Origin of the sequence: Caproiciproducens galactitolivorans (genome assembly GCF_026672255.1) — a bacterium.
Taxonomy (GTDB): Bacteria; Bacillota; Clostridia; order Oscillospirales; family Acutalibacteraceae; genus Caproiciproducens; species Caproiciproducens galactitolivorans_A.
On sequence record NZ_JAPOHA010000018.1, the window covers coordinates 1 to 18,791 of the forward strand.

General features: G+C 46.5%; 27 protein-coding genes. All 27 read left to right on the plus strand.

Annotated features, from left to right (window positions below):
• The coding region (locus tag OUY18_RS13145) for a hypothetical protein (protein ID WP_268059231.1) at nt 1–866 on the plus strand (866 nt) is incomplete at its 5' end.
• Nucleotides 863–1,168: a hypothetical protein gene (locus OUY18_RS13150; RefSeq protein ID WP_268059232.1), complete on the plus strand. Its 306-nt coding sequence runs from the start codon at nt 863–865 to the stop codon at nt 1,166–1,168. The genes OUY18_RS13145 and OUY18_RS13150, both read left to right, overlap by 4 nt.
• 83 nt (nt 1,169–1,251) lie before the next feature.
• The gene (locus tag OUY18_RS13155; RefSeq protein ID WP_268059233.1) at nt 1,252–2,115 is read left to right on the plus strand and encodes a hypothetical protein; all 864 of its coding nucleotides are present in this window, start codon (nt 1,252–1,254) and stop codon (nt 2,113–2,115) included.
• Between the two features lie 2 nt (nt 2,116–2,117).
• Nucleotides 2,118–2,858, plus strand: a complete 741-nt coding sequence (locus OUY18_RS13160; RefSeq protein WP_268059234.1) for a hypothetical protein — start codon at nt 2,118–2,120, stop codon at nt 2,856–2,858.
• Nucleotides 2,855–3,406 (plus strand): hypothetical protein, encoded by a 552-nt coding sequence (locus OUY18_RS13165; RefSeq protein WP_268059235.1) that lies wholly within the window; start codon nt 2,855–2,857, stop codon nt 3,404–3,406. The genes OUY18_RS13160 and OUY18_RS13165 overlap by 4 nt, the downstream gene beginning before the upstream one ends.
• On the plus strand, nt 3,375–3,689 hold the full coding sequence (locus OUY18_RS13905) for an HNH endonuclease (RefSeq protein ID WP_419196147.1): 315 nt from the start codon (nt 3,375–3,377) through the stop codon (nt 3,687–3,689). The genes OUY18_RS13165 and OUY18_RS13905 overlap by 32 nt, the downstream gene beginning before the upstream one ends.
• Nucleotides 3,682–4,131 (plus strand): single-stranded DNA-binding protein, encoded by a 450-nt coding sequence (locus tag OUY18_RS13170; protein ID WP_268059236.1) that lies wholly within the window; start codon nt 3,682–3,684, stop codon nt 4,129–4,131. Before OUY18_RS13905 ends, OUY18_RS13170 begins: the two co-directional genes overlap by 8 nt.
• 8 nt (nt 4,132–4,139) lie before the next feature.
• The gene (locus OUY18_RS13175) at nt 4,140–4,511 is read left to right on the plus strand and encodes a hypothetical protein (RefSeq protein WP_268059237.1); all 372 of its coding nucleotides are present in this window, start codon (nt 4,140–4,142) and stop codon (nt 4,509–4,511) included.
• A 4-nt stretch (nt 4,512–4,515) separates the two neighbouring features.
• Nucleotides 4,516–5,454 (plus strand): hypothetical protein, encoded by a 939-nt coding sequence (locus tag OUY18_RS13180; RefSeq protein WP_268059238.1) that lies wholly within the window; start codon nt 4,516–4,518, stop codon nt 5,452–5,454.
• Between the two features lie 46 nt (nt 5,455–5,500).
• Nucleotides 5,501–6,211 (plus strand): ATP-binding protein, encoded by a 711-nt coding sequence (locus OUY18_RS13185; RefSeq protein WP_268059239.1) that lies wholly within the window; start codon nt 5,501–5,503, stop codon nt 6,209–6,211.
• Between the two features lie 5 nt (nt 6,212–6,216).
• Nucleotides 6,217–6,591 carry a hypothetical protein gene (locus OUY18_RS13190; RefSeq protein ID WP_268059240.1) on the plus strand — a complete coding sequence of 125 codons (375 nt, stop codon included), beginning with the start codon at nt 6,217–6,219 and terminating at the stop codon, nt 6,589–6,591.
• 244 nt (nt 6,592–6,835) lie between these two features.
• Complete coding sequence (locus tag OUY18_RS13195) at nt 6,836–7,990, plus strand: hypothetical protein (RefSeq protein ID WP_268059241.1); 1,155 nt, start codon at nt 6,836–6,838, stop codon at nt 7,988–7,990.
• A gap of 164 nt (nt 7,991–8,154) precedes the next feature.
• Complete coding sequence (locus OUY18_RS13200; RefSeq protein WP_268059242.1) at nt 8,155–8,328, plus strand: hypothetical protein; 174 nt, start codon at nt 8,155–8,157, stop codon at nt 8,326–8,328.
• Between the two features lie 307 nt (nt 8,329–8,635).
• A complete protein-coding gene (locus tag OUY18_RS13205) occupies nt 8,636–8,971 on the plus strand; it encodes a hypothetical protein (protein WP_268059243.1) in 336 nt (111 codons plus the stop codon).
• Nucleotides 8,971–9,243, plus strand: coding sequence for a hypothetical protein (locus OUY18_RS13210; RefSeq protein WP_268059244.1), 273 nt, complete (start codon nt 8,971–8,973; stop codon nt 9,241–9,243). The genes OUY18_RS13205 and OUY18_RS13210 overlap by 1 nt, the downstream gene beginning before the upstream one ends.
• Nucleotides 9,240–9,800: a hypothetical protein gene (locus tag OUY18_RS13215; RefSeq protein ID WP_268059245.1), complete on the plus strand. Its 561-nt coding sequence runs from the start codon at nt 9,240–9,242 to the stop codon at nt 9,798–9,800. The genes OUY18_RS13210 and OUY18_RS13215 overlap by 4 nt, the downstream gene beginning before the upstream one ends.
• A 10-nt stretch (nt 9,801–9,810) precedes the next feature.
• Nucleotides 9,811–10,239, plus strand: a complete 429-nt coding sequence (locus tag OUY18_RS13220) for a hypothetical protein (protein WP_268059246.1) — start codon at nt 9,811–9,813, stop codon at nt 10,237–10,239.
• On the plus strand, nt 10,232–10,657 hold the full coding sequence (locus tag OUY18_RS13225; protein ID WP_268059247.1) for a hypothetical protein: 426 nt from the start codon (nt 10,232–10,234) through the stop codon (nt 10,655–10,657). Before OUY18_RS13220 ends, OUY18_RS13225 begins: the two co-directional genes overlap by 8 nt.
• Nucleotides 10,650–10,997: a hypothetical protein gene (locus tag OUY18_RS13230; RefSeq protein ID WP_268059248.1), complete on the plus strand. Its 348-nt coding sequence runs from the start codon at nt 10,650–10,652 to the stop codon at nt 10,995–10,997. The genes OUY18_RS13225 and OUY18_RS13230 overlap by 8 nt, the downstream gene beginning before the upstream one ends.
• Nucleotides 10,994–11,167 (plus strand): hypothetical protein, encoded by a 174-nt coding sequence (locus OUY18_RS13235; RefSeq protein WP_268059249.1) that lies wholly within the window; start codon nt 10,994–10,996, stop codon nt 11,165–11,167. Before OUY18_RS13230 ends, OUY18_RS13235 begins: the two co-directional genes overlap by 4 nt.
• Nucleotides 11,168–11,179: 12 nt before the next feature.
• Nucleotides 11,180–11,620, plus strand: coding sequence for a hypothetical protein (locus OUY18_RS13240; RefSeq protein ID WP_268059250.1), 441 nt, complete (start codon nt 11,180–11,182; stop codon nt 11,618–11,620).
• Nucleotides 11,621–12,427: 807 nt separating this feature from the next.
• Nucleotides 12,428–12,919, plus strand: a complete 492-nt coding sequence (locus tag OUY18_RS13245) for a terminase small subunit (RefSeq protein ID WP_268059251.1) — start codon at nt 12,428–12,430, stop codon at nt 12,917–12,919.
• Complete coding sequence (locus OUY18_RS13250) at nt 12,891–14,168, plus strand: PBSX family phage terminase large subunit (protein WP_268059277.1); 1,278 nt, start codon at nt 12,891–12,893, stop codon at nt 14,166–14,168. The genes OUY18_RS13245 and OUY18_RS13250 overlap by 29 nt, the downstream gene beginning before the upstream one ends.
• A 12-nt stretch (nt 14,169–14,180) precedes the next feature.
• On the plus strand, nt 14,181–15,737 hold the full coding sequence (locus OUY18_RS13255) for a phage portal protein (RefSeq protein WP_268059252.1): 1,557 nt from the start codon (nt 14,181–14,183) through the stop codon (nt 15,735–15,737).
• Between the two features lie 6 nt (nt 15,738–15,743).
• Nucleotides 15,744–16,676 carry a minor capsid protein gene (locus OUY18_RS13260; protein ID WP_268059253.1) on the plus strand — a complete coding sequence of 311 codons (933 nt, stop codon included), beginning with the start codon at nt 15,744–15,746 and terminating at the stop codon, nt 16,674–16,676.
• Nucleotides 16,677–17,071: 395 nt separating this feature from the next.
• The gene (locus OUY18_RS13265; RefSeq protein WP_268059254.1) at nt 17,072–17,755 is read left to right on the plus strand and encodes a DUF4355 domain-containing protein; all 684 of its coding nucleotides are present in this window, start codon (nt 17,072–17,074) and stop codon (nt 17,753–17,755) included.
• Nucleotides 17,756–17,766: 11 nt separating this feature from the next.
• Nucleotides 17,767–18,786 carry a major capsid protein gene (locus tag OUY18_RS13270; RefSeq protein WP_268059255.1) on the plus strand — a complete coding sequence of 340 codons (1,020 nt, stop codon included), beginning with the start codon at nt 17,767–17,769 and terminating at the stop codon, nt 18,784–18,786.
• Nucleotides 18,787–18,791: the final 5 nt, after the last annotated feature.

Below are 18,791 nucleotides of genomic sequence, written 5' to 3' on the forward strand. Positions count from 1 at the left end.
CGGCTACCAACACAGGCGACCGGTCTGCGGCTACCAACACAGGTTACCGGTCTACGGCTACCAACGCAGGTTGCCAGTCCGCGGCTACCAACACAGGCGACTGGTCCGCGGCTACCATCTCTGGTTGCCGGTCTGCAGCTACCAACGCAGGTTGCCTGTCCGCGGCTACCAACACAGGCGACTGGTCCGCGGCTACCATCTCTGGTTGCCGGTCTGCAGCTACCAACGCAGGTTGCCTGTCCGCGGCTACCAACACAGGCGACTGGTCCGCGGCTACCATCTCTGGTTGCCGGTCTGCAGCTACCAACGCAGGTTGCCTGTCCGCGGCTACCAACACAGGCGACCAGTCTGCGGCTACCAACACAGGTTACCGGTCCGCGGCTACCAACACAGGTTGCCAGTCTGCGGCTACCAACACAGGCGACTGGTCTGCGGCTACCAACACAGGTTACCAGTCTACGGCTACCAACACAGGCGACTGGTCCGCGGCTACCAACACAGGTTGCCAGTCTACGGCTACTGTAGAGGGCAAAGAATCCGTCGCAATTGCTACTGGCTACGAATCCAAGGCAAAGGGCGCATTAGGCTGCTGGATTGTAGTTTCTGAATGGTCTGAGGATGATANTACGGCTACTGTAGAGGGCAAAGAATCCGTCGCAATTGCTACTGGCTACGAATCCAAGGCAAAGGGCGCATTAGGCTGCTGGATTGTAGTTTCTGAATGGTCTGAGGATGATAACGGAGATTATCACATTAAAGATGTTCGGTGCGCCAAGGTTGACGGCGAAAAAATTAAGCCAGATACATACTATATGCTGAAAAATGGCGAGTTTATCGAAGCTGAGTATTTGGAGGGGCTGAAATGAACGAAATAAATCAGCTTGTCCTTGATTGTATGGCGCGGGTGTTGCGGATCAATCAGACCACGGATGCAGATATATTTTTCTACTACTCTCCGCACGTTGATTGTATTGAAATCAATGGATACAAAAAAGGTTACTATAATTCTCCTGCAAATAAAGACGGACGCCCAATTGTGGACTATTTGCCACTTGGAAATACAACAACAGGGATGCTTTGCATTGCTAATAAAGATTCTGAAGAAAAGCTCAGGCAATTGCTTTCTTCCCTTGATGCATTGGAAAAGGAGCTTATCAATGCCAAATGATTACGGCTATTCAGCCGCTCAAGTTGCCTATGACCGGCAAGAAGGGCCTGATCCGTTTATAAAAGAAAGAGAGGATTACATAGATGAAGATAACCAATAAAACAGGATTGCCTCAAGCCTTTGTCCAGATGGCACAGAGTGATTATATGCCTACCCCGAAACGGTATAGCGCAACCGCTCTTTTAAAAGGTATCCGCGAGGTTATTCTCGAACGCCGCCACGGGGATGAAATCGAACAAGATGTATCGGACATGATTTGGCTTTTGTTCGGAACGGCGGTTCATAGCGTCCTTGAGCATCAGACCGAAGGAGAAACCGAATTCAAAGAGGCATTTGTTGATATGCCGGTCGGGGATTACACGGTATCCGGTAGATTTGATCTTTACGACGCGGCAACCGAAACCATTACTGATTATAAGACCTGTTCCGTCTGGAAAGTCATCTACGGCGATTATGAGGATTGGAGAAAGCAATTACTTATTTATGCCACTATTATGAACTATTGCGGATTCCCTGTAAAGCACGGACAGATTGTTGCAATAATGAAAGACCATCAGAAAACAAAAGCAAAAAATGATTCTTCATATCCGCAGCTTCCAGTAAGAACGTTATTATTTGATTTTAAGGATTCCGACTTTGAAGAAATCAATGCCTTTATCGTAGAACGCCTATCTGAGATTGCGGCGGCTGAAAAATTGCCGGATGAGGAACTCCCTGTGTGTACTCTGGATGAACGTTTCAATAGTGGAGATAAGTACGCAGTCATGAAAAAAGGTCGGAAAACAGCGCTGAGAGTATTGGATAGCGCCGAAGCAGCAGACGAATGGAAAGAGCAAAATGGCGGTGACTACATAGAACTCCGTCCCGGAGAAGATAAGAAGTGCAAAGATTATTGCTCTGCCTGTGAATTCTGTTCTTACTACAAAGAACATGTCAAGGGGGCATAGGCATGGATCTGAAATTCCCGCTTTTAACTGCGGATGATATTGAAGTAAAGGTTAAAAAAGTTTCCGAAAAAGGTGCTACTGTATTGCTTTATAAGACGGCTCGTGTTGATATGAATATCCTTGACCAGATAGTCGGCCCTTTGAATTGGAAATGCTTTTATCATGATGTAAAGGGGAATCTTTACTGCGAGATTTCAATTTATGATTCTGACAAGCAGGAATGGGTTTCCAAGGAAGATTGCGGAATTGAAAGCCGCGAGGATGGTGAGGGAAATCAACGCAAAGGGGAAGCGTCGGATGCATTTAAGCGCGCCGGGTTCAAATGGGGCATTGGTCGGGAACTTTACACAGCACCGTTTACTTTTATCCATTGTGCAACGAAGCAGAAAAGCGACGGCAGAAGCTACGAGATGGCCAACCCCTTTGCTCGATTCAATGTAAAATCCATTGGTTACGATGATTCAGGAAGGATCAACGTTCTTTCCATTTGTGATGACAAGGGAAAAATGGTTTACGAATTGGGGCAGAAGGAACCGCAGGAGCCAGAGCCGGAATACATAGACGAAATAAAGCAGACAGTGATTTTGAAAGAACTGCATCGAACAGGTTGGGACGCTAAAGGAATGTTGACATATCTTGCAGAAAAATTTCCAAAAACCCCGCCGGACGCTATCGGTCATATAACCGAGAAACAGTTTACGTTTATCGTTAAGGCCCTTGAAAAGAAGCCTGATAAAACATGATTATTCAATTTGATAAAGCGAAATGGAACCAGGATTCGGAGGGCTTTTGGTTGTCCCTCCGGGTCAAGGCTCCAGCATTGGCAAAAGAATTTGTATCCGGAATTCAGGATCGCATTTATGATGCGGAGCTGAAACAGCACCGTGAAAAGCGTTCACTTGATGCTAATTCGTATTGCTGGGTTTTATGTCAGAAGATTGCGGAGGCCGTTCGCAATATTACGAAGGAAGAAGTCTATCAAGACGCAATAAAACACTCCGGACAGTTTGAATCTTTAGTCTTAAAAAATGATGCGGTCGAAACATTTATCCATAGGTGGTCTGGACACGGATTGGGCTGGTTCGCGGAAAAAATTGAGGGCAATATGCCAGGATATACCCAAGTTATCGCTTATTATGGTTCCTCTGTCTATGATACGAAAGAAATGAGCGTTCTGCTGGATTATGTGGTAAATCTGGCAAAAGGCCTAGGTATCGAAACCGCTACGCCGGAGCAGCTCGCAAGTATGAAGGAGGAATATGAGATTGCACAAACAAACAAAAGCCTGTGATATATCACCGATTGTTAAAAATAAAGTTTGGGAGCGGGACGGACACCAATGTATCCTATGCGGGTCACCGATCGCTATGCCGAACGCGCACTATATACCACGTTCTCACGGAGGGCTAGGCATTGAGGAAAATATTGTTACCTTGTGCCTTTGTTGCCATGATAAATACGATAATAGCCAAGAAAGAAAGTTACTTAAAAACGAAATCAAGGATTATCTCCGATCAAAGTATCCTACTTGGGATGAATCAAAATTAAGGTATAGGAAGTGGAACCATGCTTAACGTAGCCGTACTTATGGGCCGTCTCTGCGCCGACCCTGAGCCGAAGGTAACCCCCAACGGCATATCTGTAACCAGCTTTACCCTTGCCGTAGACCGCTCCTACCAGAAGTCGGGACAAGACCGGCAATGTGATTTCATTGATATTGTGGCATGGCGTTCTACTGCGGATTTCGTGTGTAAATACTTCACAAAAGGCCAGCTCATAGCCGTGCAGGGTTCTATTCAAACCCGTACATATACCGACAAGGACGGAAACAAGAGAAAAGCATTTGAAGTCGTCGCGGATAACGTTCATTTTGCGGAACCAAAGCGCGACGGTAATTCCCGTAACGGCAACAAAAGTACATATAAGGCCGACGTAGAACCTCCTGCGCCGCAATATCCAACAGGCGATACAGGAGATTTTGAAGAAATTCCATCATCAGACGACCTCCCTTTCTGAGGTGAGAAATGAATATCATAGATTTTATTCCTTACGGCAAGGAAAACGCAATCAGCCGCAAACAATTATCCGAACGGTGCGGCCTTCGTGACCGTGTGATGCGCAAAATGATCGAAAAGGAGCGCCGGGAGTATCCTATCCTCAATTCACAGGACGGCTCTGGATACTTCCGCCCGCTCCCCGAAGAAAAGCCGCTTGTTGAGCGCTGGTTAAGGCAGGAGCGTCGCAGAAGCCAATCGATAGGTAATTCCACCCTTGGCGCAGAAAAATGGCTTACAGGCGGTTCTACAGGAAATTTGATTGCGGTACGAAGCTATTTGAGGGCAAAGCATAAAGTTGCGGAACCCGAACGGCAGGTAGAAGGACAAATGAGGTGGTGAAAATGTGCTTGAATTCGGATATGTCCGCCTGTACCGATCCCTTTTGAATTGGGAATGGTATACGGACAGCAATACGAAAGACGTATTTATTCACCTGATACTTACGGCGAACTATGAGCCTAAAAAATGGAAAGGCAAAGTGATTCAGCGAGGGCAACGGGTATATTCTTCTCAAAAATTGGCCGATGAATTACATATGTCAAGACAGGAAGTAAGAACAGCAATAGACCATTTAGTGAAAACCGGCGAAGTAACCAACCAAACAACGCCGAAATATAGCATCATTACTGTAAAAAATTACGAATTGTATCAACAGCTAACCAACACTTCAACCAACTCCCAACCAACAGAGCCAAATGGGGACGAAACCCCGATGAATGCTGGGTTAGAGGATGATATTTTCCAAAAACAACACAATAAAAATGATGAAAATTCAACCAACAAAATAGCCAACAATCAACCAAATGCAAATCCGTATGAATCCTCAGAAAATTGTTGTCAAGACACATGCAACCAACCATCAAATCAACCAACTGCTAACCAACTATCAACCAACAGCCAACCACAATGTAATAAAGCTAAAGAAAGCAAGAAAGCAATAAATAAAAAGAATATATATATAGACGCTTTCACTTCTTATGCTGCCGGTGATTCTGATTTGCTCAATGTCCTAGAAGATTTTGCGGAAATGCGGAAAGCAAAGAAAAAACCGATATCCACGATTCGCACGGTAAATATGCTTTTAAAAAAATTAGATGAACTTGCGGATGATAACCAAACAAAAATCAAGATATTGGAAAAATCAATTTTTCACAACTGGGATTCAGTTTTCCCCTTGAAAGGAGACGAGAACAACGGACGAGATTCCAACGGTACCGCAAATAATGGCTCACGTTCCGCCGGAGATAAAAAAGAAACTCCGAAATACGGACACGTTGTCTAATTACGAACAGCGACAGATTGACATTCTGAATGCAGCGGAAGGACTGTTGACTGGTTATGATTGTCCGATCTGCAAAAACAAGGGCGTTACATACTTCCTCGAAAACGGATATGAAAAGTCTCGCGAATGCAAATGCATGGCAATCCGTCGCAGCATATGGAACATTAAAAAAAGTGGGCTGAAAAATCTGCTTCAAAAATACACCTTTGATAATTTCAAAGCAGCGGACGAATGGCAAAGAGATTTCAAAGCGGATGCGCAAAGGTTTGTGACGGACCATAACGGAAAATGGTTTTATGCCGGCGGGCAGGTTGGAGCAGGGAAAACTCATATATGCACGGCTATCGTCCAGGCGTTTCTCAAAAAAGGCATTGCGGCACGGTATATGCTCTGGCGTGACGAAGTCGTCCGGTTAAAGGCAATCGTAAATGACGATGAAGAATATGCAAAAGCAATCAACCCGCTTAAAACCGTCCCAGTACTTTACATAGACGATTTCTTCAAGACTGGGGATGAGTTGGATAGGTACGGAAATATTGTTAAGAAACGTCCGACACAGGGCGATATAAACGTCGCTTTTGAGCTTTTGAACTACCGGTACAACAATGACCAACTGGTTACGATTATTTCCAGCGAACGGACGATAGAGGAAATCCTATCCTGTGATGAAGCAGTCGGTAGCCGCATTTATCAGCGGACGAAAGATTATTGCTGGGTGCTTACGGCGCCAAAAGCAAAAAATTATAGATTGATGTGATGACAATGAAATTTACAATACCATATCCGAAAACCAAGTCAGGCATGAAGCGGTTTTGCAAAGAATTTGGTTTGAACGCCATTTATGCCGGTAAGCATTGGTCGAAGCGCCAAGCGGATTCACAATTCTGGCACAACACCGTCCATGCCGCGCTGATGGAGCAAAGAATCCCACGCAGAATGTACGAAAAACCGGTTGCGATCACGTTTTATTGGAATGACCGGATGGACTGTACCAACCATGCATACATAGGCAAGATGATCGAGGATGCGTTAAAGGGTTGGATAATTCAGGATGACGATCGGAGATTTGTAAAAGAAATTCGGCACAAGTTTTACGATCAGGATTGTATCACTGTTGAGATTACAGAGGTGAAATAATGACGGCCGACGAAGAAATGCGCCGGGTATACGGCGCAGACAGAGACCATGAATGCCGCGATTGCGGGAATCGTGATAATTCATATTGCAGACTGACAAATAGGCGAAGAAAATGCACGGACTATGGTTTCGCTTGCGGAAGGTTTAAGGAATCAGGCAAATACAGATTTGTAGTGAAATAATTAACCAGTCATAGGTAAGCTTTTAAAGTGCGCACGCCTTTCTGACGAGAAAGGGCTATGACATGAAAAATTGTATCGAACGTATGAAAGAAAACCATACGGATGAAAAAATAGCAAGTTTTAAAGTAAAACAGCAGCAACCTTATGAATTCAAAAAGAACTACGCATACCGCAGGGCTTGGGAGTTTGCGGAGGAATGCGATAAACGCGGCCTAAATTACCACGTATCCGTTGGTGGGCTGGACAGCATCACCTTGTTTCTTTTTCTCAAAAGTATCGGAATCCATGCACCCGGTATATCGGTTTCGTATCTGGAGGATAAGAGTATTCAAAAAATACATACACGGCTTGGAATTACCAGATTACTGTCGGCCATTAAACCGGACGGAACGCATTGGAACAAAGCTGAAATCATTCAAACCTTTGGCTTTCCGGTTCTTTCAAAGGAAACCGCTTCAAAAATTGAATTGTTACAGCATCCTTCGCCTGATAACGCTACGGTCCGCCACGCAATCATAACCGGCGAAACCGGGGAGTATGGCGGGAACCGGAAGGGAACCCGCATGAAGCTGGCGCAGAAATGGCTAAACCTTTTCGCTGGGGGAGAAAATGAGCGGGAGAATGTTAATTATCAATGCTCCCCGTTTTTGGTATCCTCCAAGTGCTGTTATTATCTGAAGGAAAAGCCGTGTGACGATTGGGCGAAAGAGCATCACAGTGTCCCGTATCTTGGCCTGATGGCAAGTGAGGGCGGTCGACGTGAAAAATCGCTTATGATTAACGGCTGTAACTACTTCGGCAAAACAACAATCCGATCAGCACCGTTCGCAATCTTTAACCGACAGGATATTTTACAACTCGCCCTTGATCTTGATGTCCCAGTACCTAAAATTTACGGTTCCATTGAACGGAAACCAGATGGCACGCTTTACACCACCAGAGCGCAGAGAACCGGATGCAGTATGTGTGGCTTCGGCATTCAGCTTGAAAAACGTCCACATCGTTTTGACCGGCTACATGAGGACAACCCGAAAGAATGGGATTACTGGATGAATCGGTGTTGCATTGACGAAAACGGTATTTCGTATGGGTGGGGCTTGGTTCTTGATTATTGTGGCATCCATTGGACACCGGAAACGCTTGCGGAAGATATGGCTAAACAGAATTCAAAGAACAAAAAATCGCGAACGGATTCCGAACAACTGAAATTATTTTAAATCATAGGTACCGGTTTAAAGGTGCACCGCCTCCATGACGATGGAGGGACTATGAAAATTTTAGTAGCCTGTGAAGAATCGCAGGCGGTAACGATTGAACTTAGGAAGTTAGGTCACGAAGCCTATTCCTGCGACATTATCCCGTGCAGCGGAGGACACCCGGAATGGCACATACAGCAGGACGTTACTCCATTATTGAGGCAACCGTGGGATATGATTATTGCTTTTCCGCCGTGTACCCACTTGGCAGTAAGTGGGGCCAGATGGTTCCCACAAAAGCGGGAGGATGGCAGGCAGCAGCGGGGCATTCAATTTTTTCTCCTTTTTACGCGGCTTGATTGCCAGAAGGTTGCGATTGAAAACCCGATCGGGATAATGTCTACATACTATCGCAAGCCAGACCAGATAATTCAACCGTGGCAATTCGGTCATGGGGAAACAAAGGCGACTTGCTTGTGGCTCAAAGGGCTTCCGCTGCTGAAACCAACGAACATTGTTAGTGGCAGGGCAGAAAGAATACATCGGATGGCTCCTGGGCCCGAACGCGCAAAACTTCGCAGCAGGACTTATCCTGGCGTTGCAAAAGCTATGGCCGAACAATGGGCGGGGAAAGCATAGCCGCCTCTGGCGGGAAAGGAGAAGAAGATGAAAATCCATCTTAATCCTAAAATGAACAGCAAGATAGCTGACATAATGCGGGTTAGCAAACAGCCCGCGCAAATGTACGGCGCGGCACTGATTGACGCTTACCGTGCATCTGGTTTAGAGCCTGACGAAATTCCGCATTGGATTGACGCTGAAGACGAAACGCCAGACATCGGGCAAACGGTATTGGTTTATCTGCCAGACAAGGAAGAGGAAAAAATCCGTGTGGGCGAATATCTGGGAGAAGGGGATTACCGCATTGGGAGAAAGGTGTATCGCGGATATGAAATAGGCGCATGGATGCTGCTTCTCCAGCCACCGAAGGAGGAAAAGTGATGGATACTGATACATGGGTAAGCGGCTATAAAGCCCGTTCGTTCCCGTGGGTAGACGGTAAGACGATCTATTTTAACGTGCAATGCTACCTGCCCGGCCAATCCCTCTCACAGCCGCCCGTATGGGACAAAACGGTGTATATCACAGATAATGCCGCAGGGCGTAATATGGTTGCAAATTTCGCACACTCGCTCACGGAGTATATTGCAAATTTGGAGATACCAGCCGGGAGAAAAATAATATTAACCGTTGAAAGGAGCCCAAAAATTTGATGGACGCTAAATATTTTGAAGAGATAAAGGCACGGGAACAGGCGGCAACGCCGGGACCGTGGTATGAAGAAGGATGGGCATTACCAGATGAAGATACCGGAGAATTCACCGAACTAGGAAGCACAGACCCGGATGCTATTTTTATTGCCCATGCCCGCACCGACGTTCCAAACTTGACCGTCGCCCTACGTGAGGCGCTGGACGAAAACGCCAAGCTGATTGCCGAGGTAGAACGGCTGACAGATCAGCACCGGTGCGATACGCATAATCTAGAGGCCATGCAGACCATACTTGACCAGCAAGCAAAGAATTGCGAAAATCTGCTTGCCGCCAAAGACCAGCAGATCGCCACGCTAAAAGCCGAATTGCAGGATTCCCATCAAGACCATATTGATGATTTTATGCGGTTGAAAACAGAGATTGCCACGCTGGGAAAGGCACTGGAAATGGCGTGCGAACGGAATGCCGATTATGCTTTTTGCGGTGGTACAGATGTCATGAAAGCCAAACATGCAAAGGCAAATTATCAGCATTTCATCCATCAGGCACAGGAATAGGAGAAGAAAAATGAATGATTTAAGGCCGGTTATGGTTGACGGGAAACAACGAGGTTTCTTTCACCTATGGGAACAAAAATCACAGCCAGTTGCCGCGGGAATTGCGGTGGGAAGTGCGCCGGCGGGGCAGTTATCATATATTCTTGGAATTGTGGAAATGGAAGATGGCTCGGTTATCGAATGCTTCCCGTATAAAATCCACTTTTTAGATAGGGTTTCTGCGAAAGTTGAAAAAAAGGTCCCCGAAAAATTCACGGAGAACCCGCGCTGGGCACCAGAAAGCGAAATTGAAGCGGCATGCATGTGGATAACTAAAACAGTAAAATCAAGTAAGTGGCCGTGTGGCTCGGATGGAGAAAAAGCCTGTGACAAATTATGTAAGCAGTGCTGGGAAAAATGGAAATCTAAAAACGAGGAACAGGAGGCCGACCATGCCTAAAGACCAAACAGCTGTTATGTGCCACAACATTGCAAAATATAACCGGGAGCACCAACAGCCTGACCTTACACCGCTCGAAGCGGCGGAAATGCTCGAAGATATTGCTGTTGTATCTGACCTGAAAGCAGTCGATGGCAAGAGAAGCGGAGTTGTGAAAATAGGGCGGGTTGATGCAGAAGATTTGCGAATCGCCGCCTCTTACCTCCGCAAAATCGCCGCAGGAGAATATAAGCCGGTGGTGCACGCACACTGGAAACTCGTCTCCGAGAGCACACAATGCGATCTCGTCAAGTGTACCCACTGCGGGCGCTCGATAGCCGTGGCAAGGAATGTCCCGCTGGACGAGTGGCGTGCGGCAAAGCCGTATTGCGATCAGTGCGGCGCGCTGATGAACGGAAAGAGTGATGACCATGCCTGATTCTATTTCCATCGGTTTCCGCCGTTCCGTCCGCTGTTCCGATGGCAAGACCCGTACCGGCAGAGTAATTTACATACACCCGAATAATATTTTCGCTGTGCTGGAATTTACCGGAGTGACGGGGAAATGGCGTGAATCAATATTTCTGACCGGGCCGGAGAATCCGAAAAACTATCAAGACCGCGATCACCCGGCATTCCACCGCCATGTATTCACGCCGGAAGAGGACGAAAAAATCCTAAAGTCAAAAAGCGATTCCAAACTTGCAAAAGAGATCGGCGTGAAAATTAATGTCATCTGGAGCCATCGAGCCTTGTTGAAGCGGAGGGCACAGGCATGAAATATTCTGAATTATCCCCTGACGATCAGCGGCATGCGGTTAGCCAGGTGCTCATTGCGATCACCCAATCGGATCACGAGGTATGGGTAACACAGGCTGACCTCGAGTATGAGGCGGCTAATCTGGAATGGGTAAAAAATCCAGATGGGACGCTGGAATTTGAAATGTGAAAGGAGTAGCCTATGGATAAAATTGATAGCTTGAAGCAGTGTGAGGCCATTCGCGCCGAAATAAAGCAAATCGAAAAAGATATATCGGATTTAAGCCGAAAGGCTTGGGCGTTTACCACTGACGCCGTTGTCGGATCAAGCTTGGAAGAGCCATATCAGCCGCATAACATAGCGATATCCGGATATGCTCCAGCTCCGGAAGATGCTCGGGAGATTCAAGCCCGGAAGAATAAGCTCGGAAAATTCCGGCTGAAGCTGCTCCGGGAGCAGAACGCCGCCGAGGATTTCCTCCAGACAATTCCGAATTCTGCCGATCGTGTGATATTGCGGGGGTATTACATAGACGGGAAGCAGTGGAAGGATGTTGCCGCCGATCTGACAGAGAGTACGGGGCGGGATTACTCGGAAGATGCAGTAAAAAAACGGGCGCAAAGATTTTTTAAAAAACTTTGAAAATGTCCCACATGTCCCGTGTCAAGATGTTACACTAGATATAGTGCAAAGTGTATCTACACAAGCACAACGCTTTTTTCATCTTCTGACCTCCTTTCATACCCGTATCCCGCGCCGGGATAGTGCCGGGAAAATCCTCTCTCAATTGCGCCGCCTGACACGACGGCGCATTACATGCCACCGGGCACGGAATCATCCGGGGCCTGCCGGTCATACCGGGCGGTGACACCAGAAGCGCAAGGCAATGGGCGGCTTGCGCTGACAGCAATCCCTTTCACTATGGGTTTGGCAGCCGGGAAAGACCGGCAGATATGCCAGCAGATCAGACCAAAAGGTTTGACAAGGGGTGAAACCCCGATGCTGACACCAATAGTGCTTTACGGTATAAGTACATACCAAGGCTTGATTAGGATACGTCCGAAAGAGCAAACCGTATATAAAGAATCAGCATCATCATTAATTTGATGGTGCTGATTTCATTTTGAGGTGACAACATGAGAAAGACAGTCGGAATAATCTGTTTGACTATATTAGCAATATTACTATGCTGGACACTCTTTGTGCCTTTTATGTGCATTGAAGCAATTGAAGATTTGGCAGGTGATTAGCTATGCTATGTGACCATTGCACAAATAGCCTGCATACAAAGACCGGCGTACCATCCTGTGCCCTTCCGCATTGCGATAAGGACATTGACATATTAGCCCACCGCTACGCTGAGTTATACGGAGTACATAGAACACCACAAGGGGATGCAGAGTACAGGATGATAAGGGAAGAACTATTATTTCGAAGGAGTGAAAGGCGGTGGCTGAACGATTAACAGCAAAACAGCAGAGATTTATTGACGAATATTTGATAGACCTAAATGCTACACAGGCCGCTATTCGCGCGGGGTACAGTGAGAAGACGGCTACATCTATCGGAGCTGAAAACCTGACGAAACCTTATATTCGTACTGAAATAGATAAAAGGATGAAATCGAAGCAGGATAGTGCGATCGCAGACCAAGATGAGGTCTTGAGAACTTTAACGCGGGTTTTACGTCGTGAGGAAATGGAACATTCTGTTGTCGTAGCAAAAAAGCATAAAAGCTCTTACGATTCCAATGGAAAGAAAAAGATTGTTGATGAAGAAACGCCAGAAGTGGTTGCGATTCCTTCAAAACTTTCCGATGTGAATAAAGCCGCTGAACTTCTTGGACGTAGATATGCATTATGGACCGATAACACGAATGTTAACGCAGATATTGGGGTGACAATCATTGACGATATCCCAGAATCAAGTCAGACTAACTGATTTAATTGCTCCTGCATTTTATCCAGTCCATATCGATATTAAGCAAAAACTACATACTTATTACAAACTTGATGGCGGGCGCGGCTCCACAAAATCCTCATTTATTAGTCTTGAAATCATCCAGGGCATGATGCGCGACGCAAACGAAGGAAAGCTTACAAACGCGGTTGCATTCCGTAGATACAAAGAAAATTTACACGACAGCGTATATGAGCAACTCATATGGGCCATTGATAAATTAGGCGTAGCGGGATTATGGAAAGAAACACAATCACCGTTGCGCCTTACTTATATCCCTACAAAACAAGCGATTTTATTTCGCGGCGCCGATAAAGTTAAAAAATCAAAGTCAATTAAGGTTTCGAAAGGATATATCAAGTATCTTTGGTTTGAAGAACTGGACGAGTTCGAAGGATCAGAAAAAATACGAAGCATTCAGCAATCCGTTGTCCGCGGCGGTGAAAATTTCACAGTGTTTTATTCCTATAATCCGCCAAAGTCACAAAGAAGTTGGGTAAATGATCAGGCTGAATTTTCTGCTCCTGATATGCTGAACCATCATAGCACTTATTTGACGGTGCCTCCTGAATGGCTGGGAAAAGAATTTATCGCTTTGGCGGAGCATTTGAAAGCCGTTAAACCGGAAGCATACCGGCATGAATATCTTGGGGAGATTACGGGAACCGGTGCGGAAGTATTCCGAAATTTGACAAGCAGAACCATCACAGATGAAGAAATCAAGAATTTTGATCGAATCAGGCGCGGGCTTGACTGGGGGTATGCAGCAGATCCATTACACTACACGGTTTGCAATTATGATAAGACGCGCAAACGCTTATTTGTATTTTTTGAAATCCATGTTGTCGGAATGAGTAATCGGCGCTCTGCTGCCGCGGTGAAAGCAGAAAACAAAGCTAATAAAGAAGTTATCGCCGATAGCGCTGAGCCGAAGAGCATTGCCGACTATAAGGAATACGGTGTACGAATCCGTGGAGCAAAGAAAGGCCCCGACAGCGTGGATTATGGTGTAAAGTGGCTGTCCGAAGAGCTAGAAGAAATCATTATTGATCCTGACCGTTGCCCGAATACATGGCGCGAGTTTTACGGCTATGAATTGGCGCGGGATGCGAACGGAAACTTCAAAGATGGATATCCAGACAAGGACAATCACAGTATTGATGCCGTTCGGTACGCATTGGAAGATGACATGACGCGTAACGGTTGGGGAATTGGAAATATCAGAATTTAAGAAGGTGAAAACATGCTCCAAATGACTGTGCCCCAGTTAAAAAGCTACAATGCAGAAAATATAGATGAACTGCTCAATATAATTCAACCTATTCTCGCACATCGAGTTTCCCTCTATCAACGTTATGCTCGCAAACTAAATGAGAATGAGAGCATGCACGGCGAAAAAGATGAGAGCGGCAAGGAAAAGAGAATTATTCCGTTTGAATATTATATCGTGAATATGATGCAGGGATATCTTGGCGGAAAGGCCCCGATGTACAGCATTTCCACTCCATCAGATTATGCGTTGTCAAAACGGCAGAAAGGATTCCTTGAAAAGTTTTTTTCTACTATCGGAGCAGAAACGATGGCGCAGAAACAAACAGACAAGCGTAAACGGGCGTATGTTAAAGATTATTCGGAGGTGCTGGATTATATCCAACGCTACAACGACGACGCGGCAACGTTTATTGAATTAATCCATGACTATATCACTATGACGGCAGCTTATCTCTATATCTATGAGAATTCCGATAATGAAATTGTTTATACGCGGTTCGATGCAAAGCAGACGGTCGCTATTTTTGATTACTCTACGCCTGCAAATCTAATTGGACTGGTTCGAACATGGAAACAAAAAAATGCAGGGCAAGAAGAAATTGATGTAGTGGAACTAATAACGGATGAATTCCGTACGACTTATACAGACAATATACAAACCGATCAAGAAGATTTACAGTGGAGAGACATTCCATGCGTGGCTTTTGAAAGCCCCGATGGTATTGCGGTGTTTGAACCGGCACTTTCTCCTATTAAGACCTATGAGCAGATTACCAACAATATTGCGAATATGACGCAGTACAATGACTCCGCGAAGCTAATCCTCAAGGGATATACGTTCGAGACACCTGCTATGATTCCTGATCCAAACGACGACACGAAAGAGATTCCGAATCCTGCGCGGGCAGCTGAGGAAGCCGCGATTATGAAAGCCATATCGCTCGCTGTAGGAGACCAGGGCGATATTTCATGGTTGCTAAAGGAAGTAAATTATGACGGGCTGATGTCCGTGCTGAAAAATCAGCATGAACTGATTACCATGTTGACGGGCGTTCCAAACATGACGGACGAGGCTTTTTCCAACGCTGATAATGCTTCCGCACTGGGATACAAGCTGTACGCACTTGACCAGTACAGCGCGACGGCCGACCGGGTTTTCAAAAAAGGACTGCTCCGGCTGTGGGAGGTTATCACGAACCGGTTGAACCTCAAAGGCGCACAGTTCGATTTCCGCGACATCGTAATTACGCTCCAACGCAATATCCCAACTGACAAGGACAAGAGCCTTGATCGTGCATTGACGGCCTATTCTGGTGGCTTAATCAGTCAGGAAACTGCACTGAACGAATCACAGCTCGAGGTTGATGCGCAGGAAGAAATGGAGCGTCAGCGCAACGAGCGGGACGATGATTATCAAGAGAATGTAAGGCGGGTAAGGGAGCACGCGGATAGCGTGCAGAACAGCGATAATGAATATGACCAGCAGCAAGATACGCAGAGCGCTGCTGGTCAGAAAGAGAGCGCGTAGATGTAGATGAATGACGTTGATTATATCACAAACTATTGGCATTACGCCGATACGCAGGAAGATAAATTGCTAAATTACATAGGCAAAAAGCAGGATGATTTGAGTGCTGAATTGCAGAATATTCTCGATCATTTCCGCAGTATCCAGCTTTCCGGAAATATCAGCCGGGCGGAAGTGAACCGACTTCACCGCAAGATTGACCAGTGGCAAAAAGCCGGGTACGATGTCGGGGAGCTAAAGCTGATTATGCGTGACCTTGATAACCGTACACGGATAAAAGGAAATGAAGCTTTATTTGCGTTCCTGTTGGCGGCGTTTATCGGATTTTATCTTCCTGTCATGGACGAAAGCCGAAAGGTGCTGCTTGATGTGTCGCAGGAGGCGTACAGACGCGAGTTCGCGGCGGCTAAGGAAATCACCGGCAAGGGCCGCATGAACCCGCCTGGGGCCAGCACCGTTACGGAATGGCTGAAGAATCCAATTCCCTCCGGCGGTATGTTTGAGGCAGACCATTACGCCGATGCAGCATACCGGGCGCGGCAATTTCAAAAGCTGGTAAATGCTGAAAAACAGCAGATGGGGACACTGCTCGGTCCGAAGAAGCCGCTTGATATTGACAACCCGCAGTACAAGCGGGCGCTGGAAATTCAAAAGGCATGGTATCTCCGGCGCACAACCGGCGCATATACGGGTAAACATGCCGGAATGCTCGATATGTATATAGCGTACGGTATCAGTAAAATCGTTTTAAAGGCGTTTCGAGATGCAGGAGTTAAGAAGTATCAGTTTATCGCCACAATCGACGAGCGGACAACGGACGAATGCCGGGGTCTGCATCTGAAAATCTTCCCAATGAAAGGTGCAATGATAGGAATTAATGCACCGCCGATATATCCTCCGCCTCATCCGTGTCGGAGTATTATTCGAGCGGTTGAGTAGAAAGGGTGATTATTATGTACGTAAATCCATTTTGGGCTGGAGTTGTTTCAATAATCCTTACCGAAATTGTCGGCCTATTCGTCGCGTTCGGCGTCAGCCAGAGGGGAAAGAAATAATGGAAACGACGAAACCGATGATTGAGTACCGGTGCTGTAATTGCGGAAAGCTTCTTTTCCGGGCGCCTCCGGGCACAAAAGTAGAAATTAAATGTGACCGTCCGGGGTGTAAAAAAATGAATAGGTTCAATATCGATTCAGAACGTCCAGAACGTCAGTAATCCTCAAAGGGTTATTGGCGTTCTTTCGTTATATGGACTGCCGGGCGAGTACCGGGAGGACAACAAACATTATGACCTGTGGGCGAGTACCACAGGGATGAAAAAGGAGAGATTTCACATGAGAATCAAGAATCAACGCGACTTTGAAGGGCTAATCCGGCGCTATGACGGCGGAGGTGGTAACCCGAACCCCAATCCGGACCCGAATCCTGAACCTGTGCCGCAACCCGATCCAACTCCGCTAAATTTTGACGATCTTATCAAGAACGACAAGGCCTTCCAATCTTGGCTCGACAAGCGTGTCACGGCGGCAACCGATACGGCTGTACAGAATGCTCAGTTAAAATGGAGTAAACTCCACGACGATAAACTTTCCGAAGCGGAGCGGCTAAAAAATATGACGGCGGAGGAAAAGGCGGCGTATTTTCAGAAGAAATTTGAGGATGCACAGAACGCACAGCAGCGCAAGGACAATGCCCGCACGCTTGAAAAGGAAACAGGAAAGATGTTTTCCGAAAGTAAAATTCCGATTGAGCTGCTTTCCACGATTGACTTTGAGAACGCCACGGCGGAACAGGTCAAAGAGCGCGTCACCTTGCTTTCCGGCTATGAAATCTATCCCAAAGGCACATTTGAATCCAGACTGGAAGAAGCCCTAAATGCAAAACTGCGCCAACCGTCGCCGGAAACGCATCATGACCCAAAAACGGTGACAAAAGCCGACTTTGACAAGATGGGCTACAAGGAACAGGTGGAATTTAAGGCGCAAAATCCTGAACTCTACAAAACATTTTTAAAATAGGAGTGGTATAAATGGCAGATTTTCTCGGCTATCCTTTTGACCCCGAAATTTTTGACTACAATTGGCAGAATGAACCTGACCCGACCAGAACAGCATTGCTGCAGAGCGGCGCTGTTGTATCCGATGCGGATATTGCGCGCTTAATTTCTACTGGGAGCGATACCTACACAATCCCGTTCTATAAGACCATCAGTGGCGACCCTGATAACTACGACGGTCAGACAAATATCCAGTCTACCGAAGCAACCGGCGATTCCCAAAGTGGTATTGTATTTGGCCGTGCAAAGGGATTCACAGCTCGTGATTTCATTAAAGACTTCAATAGCGGGGCTGACCCGATGCGTCAGATCACTTCGCAGATTGCGCAATATTGGAACAAACGCCGCCAGTCGATGCTTATCGGTATTCTGAATGCTATTTTCGGAATCACCGATACTTCATTTGCAAACCACACGTTGAATCTTGCCACCAAAGCCGCGACAGTTACCGACGATAACAGAATTGGTGAAGCCACGATAGCTGATTCAACCGTTCAGGCTGTTGGTGACAACTCTGGAATCTTCACGCTTGCTGTTATGCATTCCAATGTGGCCGCTCGTCTTGCAAAGCTTGACCTTTTAGAATACCGAAAATATACCGATCTACAGGGCATTCAGAGAACGCTCCGTATTGCCGACATAAACGGTATGCTTGCCCTTATTGATGATGGTGTTCCTGTGACAGACAGTGCAACGGCGACCGGCTCCAAAGAATACACGACATATGTTCTCGGTAATGGCGTAATTCGTACAGCAGCAGCGCCGGTAGAGCATCCGTCCGAAGTAGAACGTGCAGCATCCATCAACGGCGGGCAGGATACGCTTTACACCCGTATTCGTGAAACCATCCATCCGAACGGCTTTACCTACACGAAACCGACATCCGGTTATACTTCCAGTCCAACCGATGCACAGCTTAACGCTTCCGCACGGTGGAGTAGGAAGATGGATGCAAAGAGCATCGCAATCGCGCGCGTTATCACTAACGGCTAAGAAAG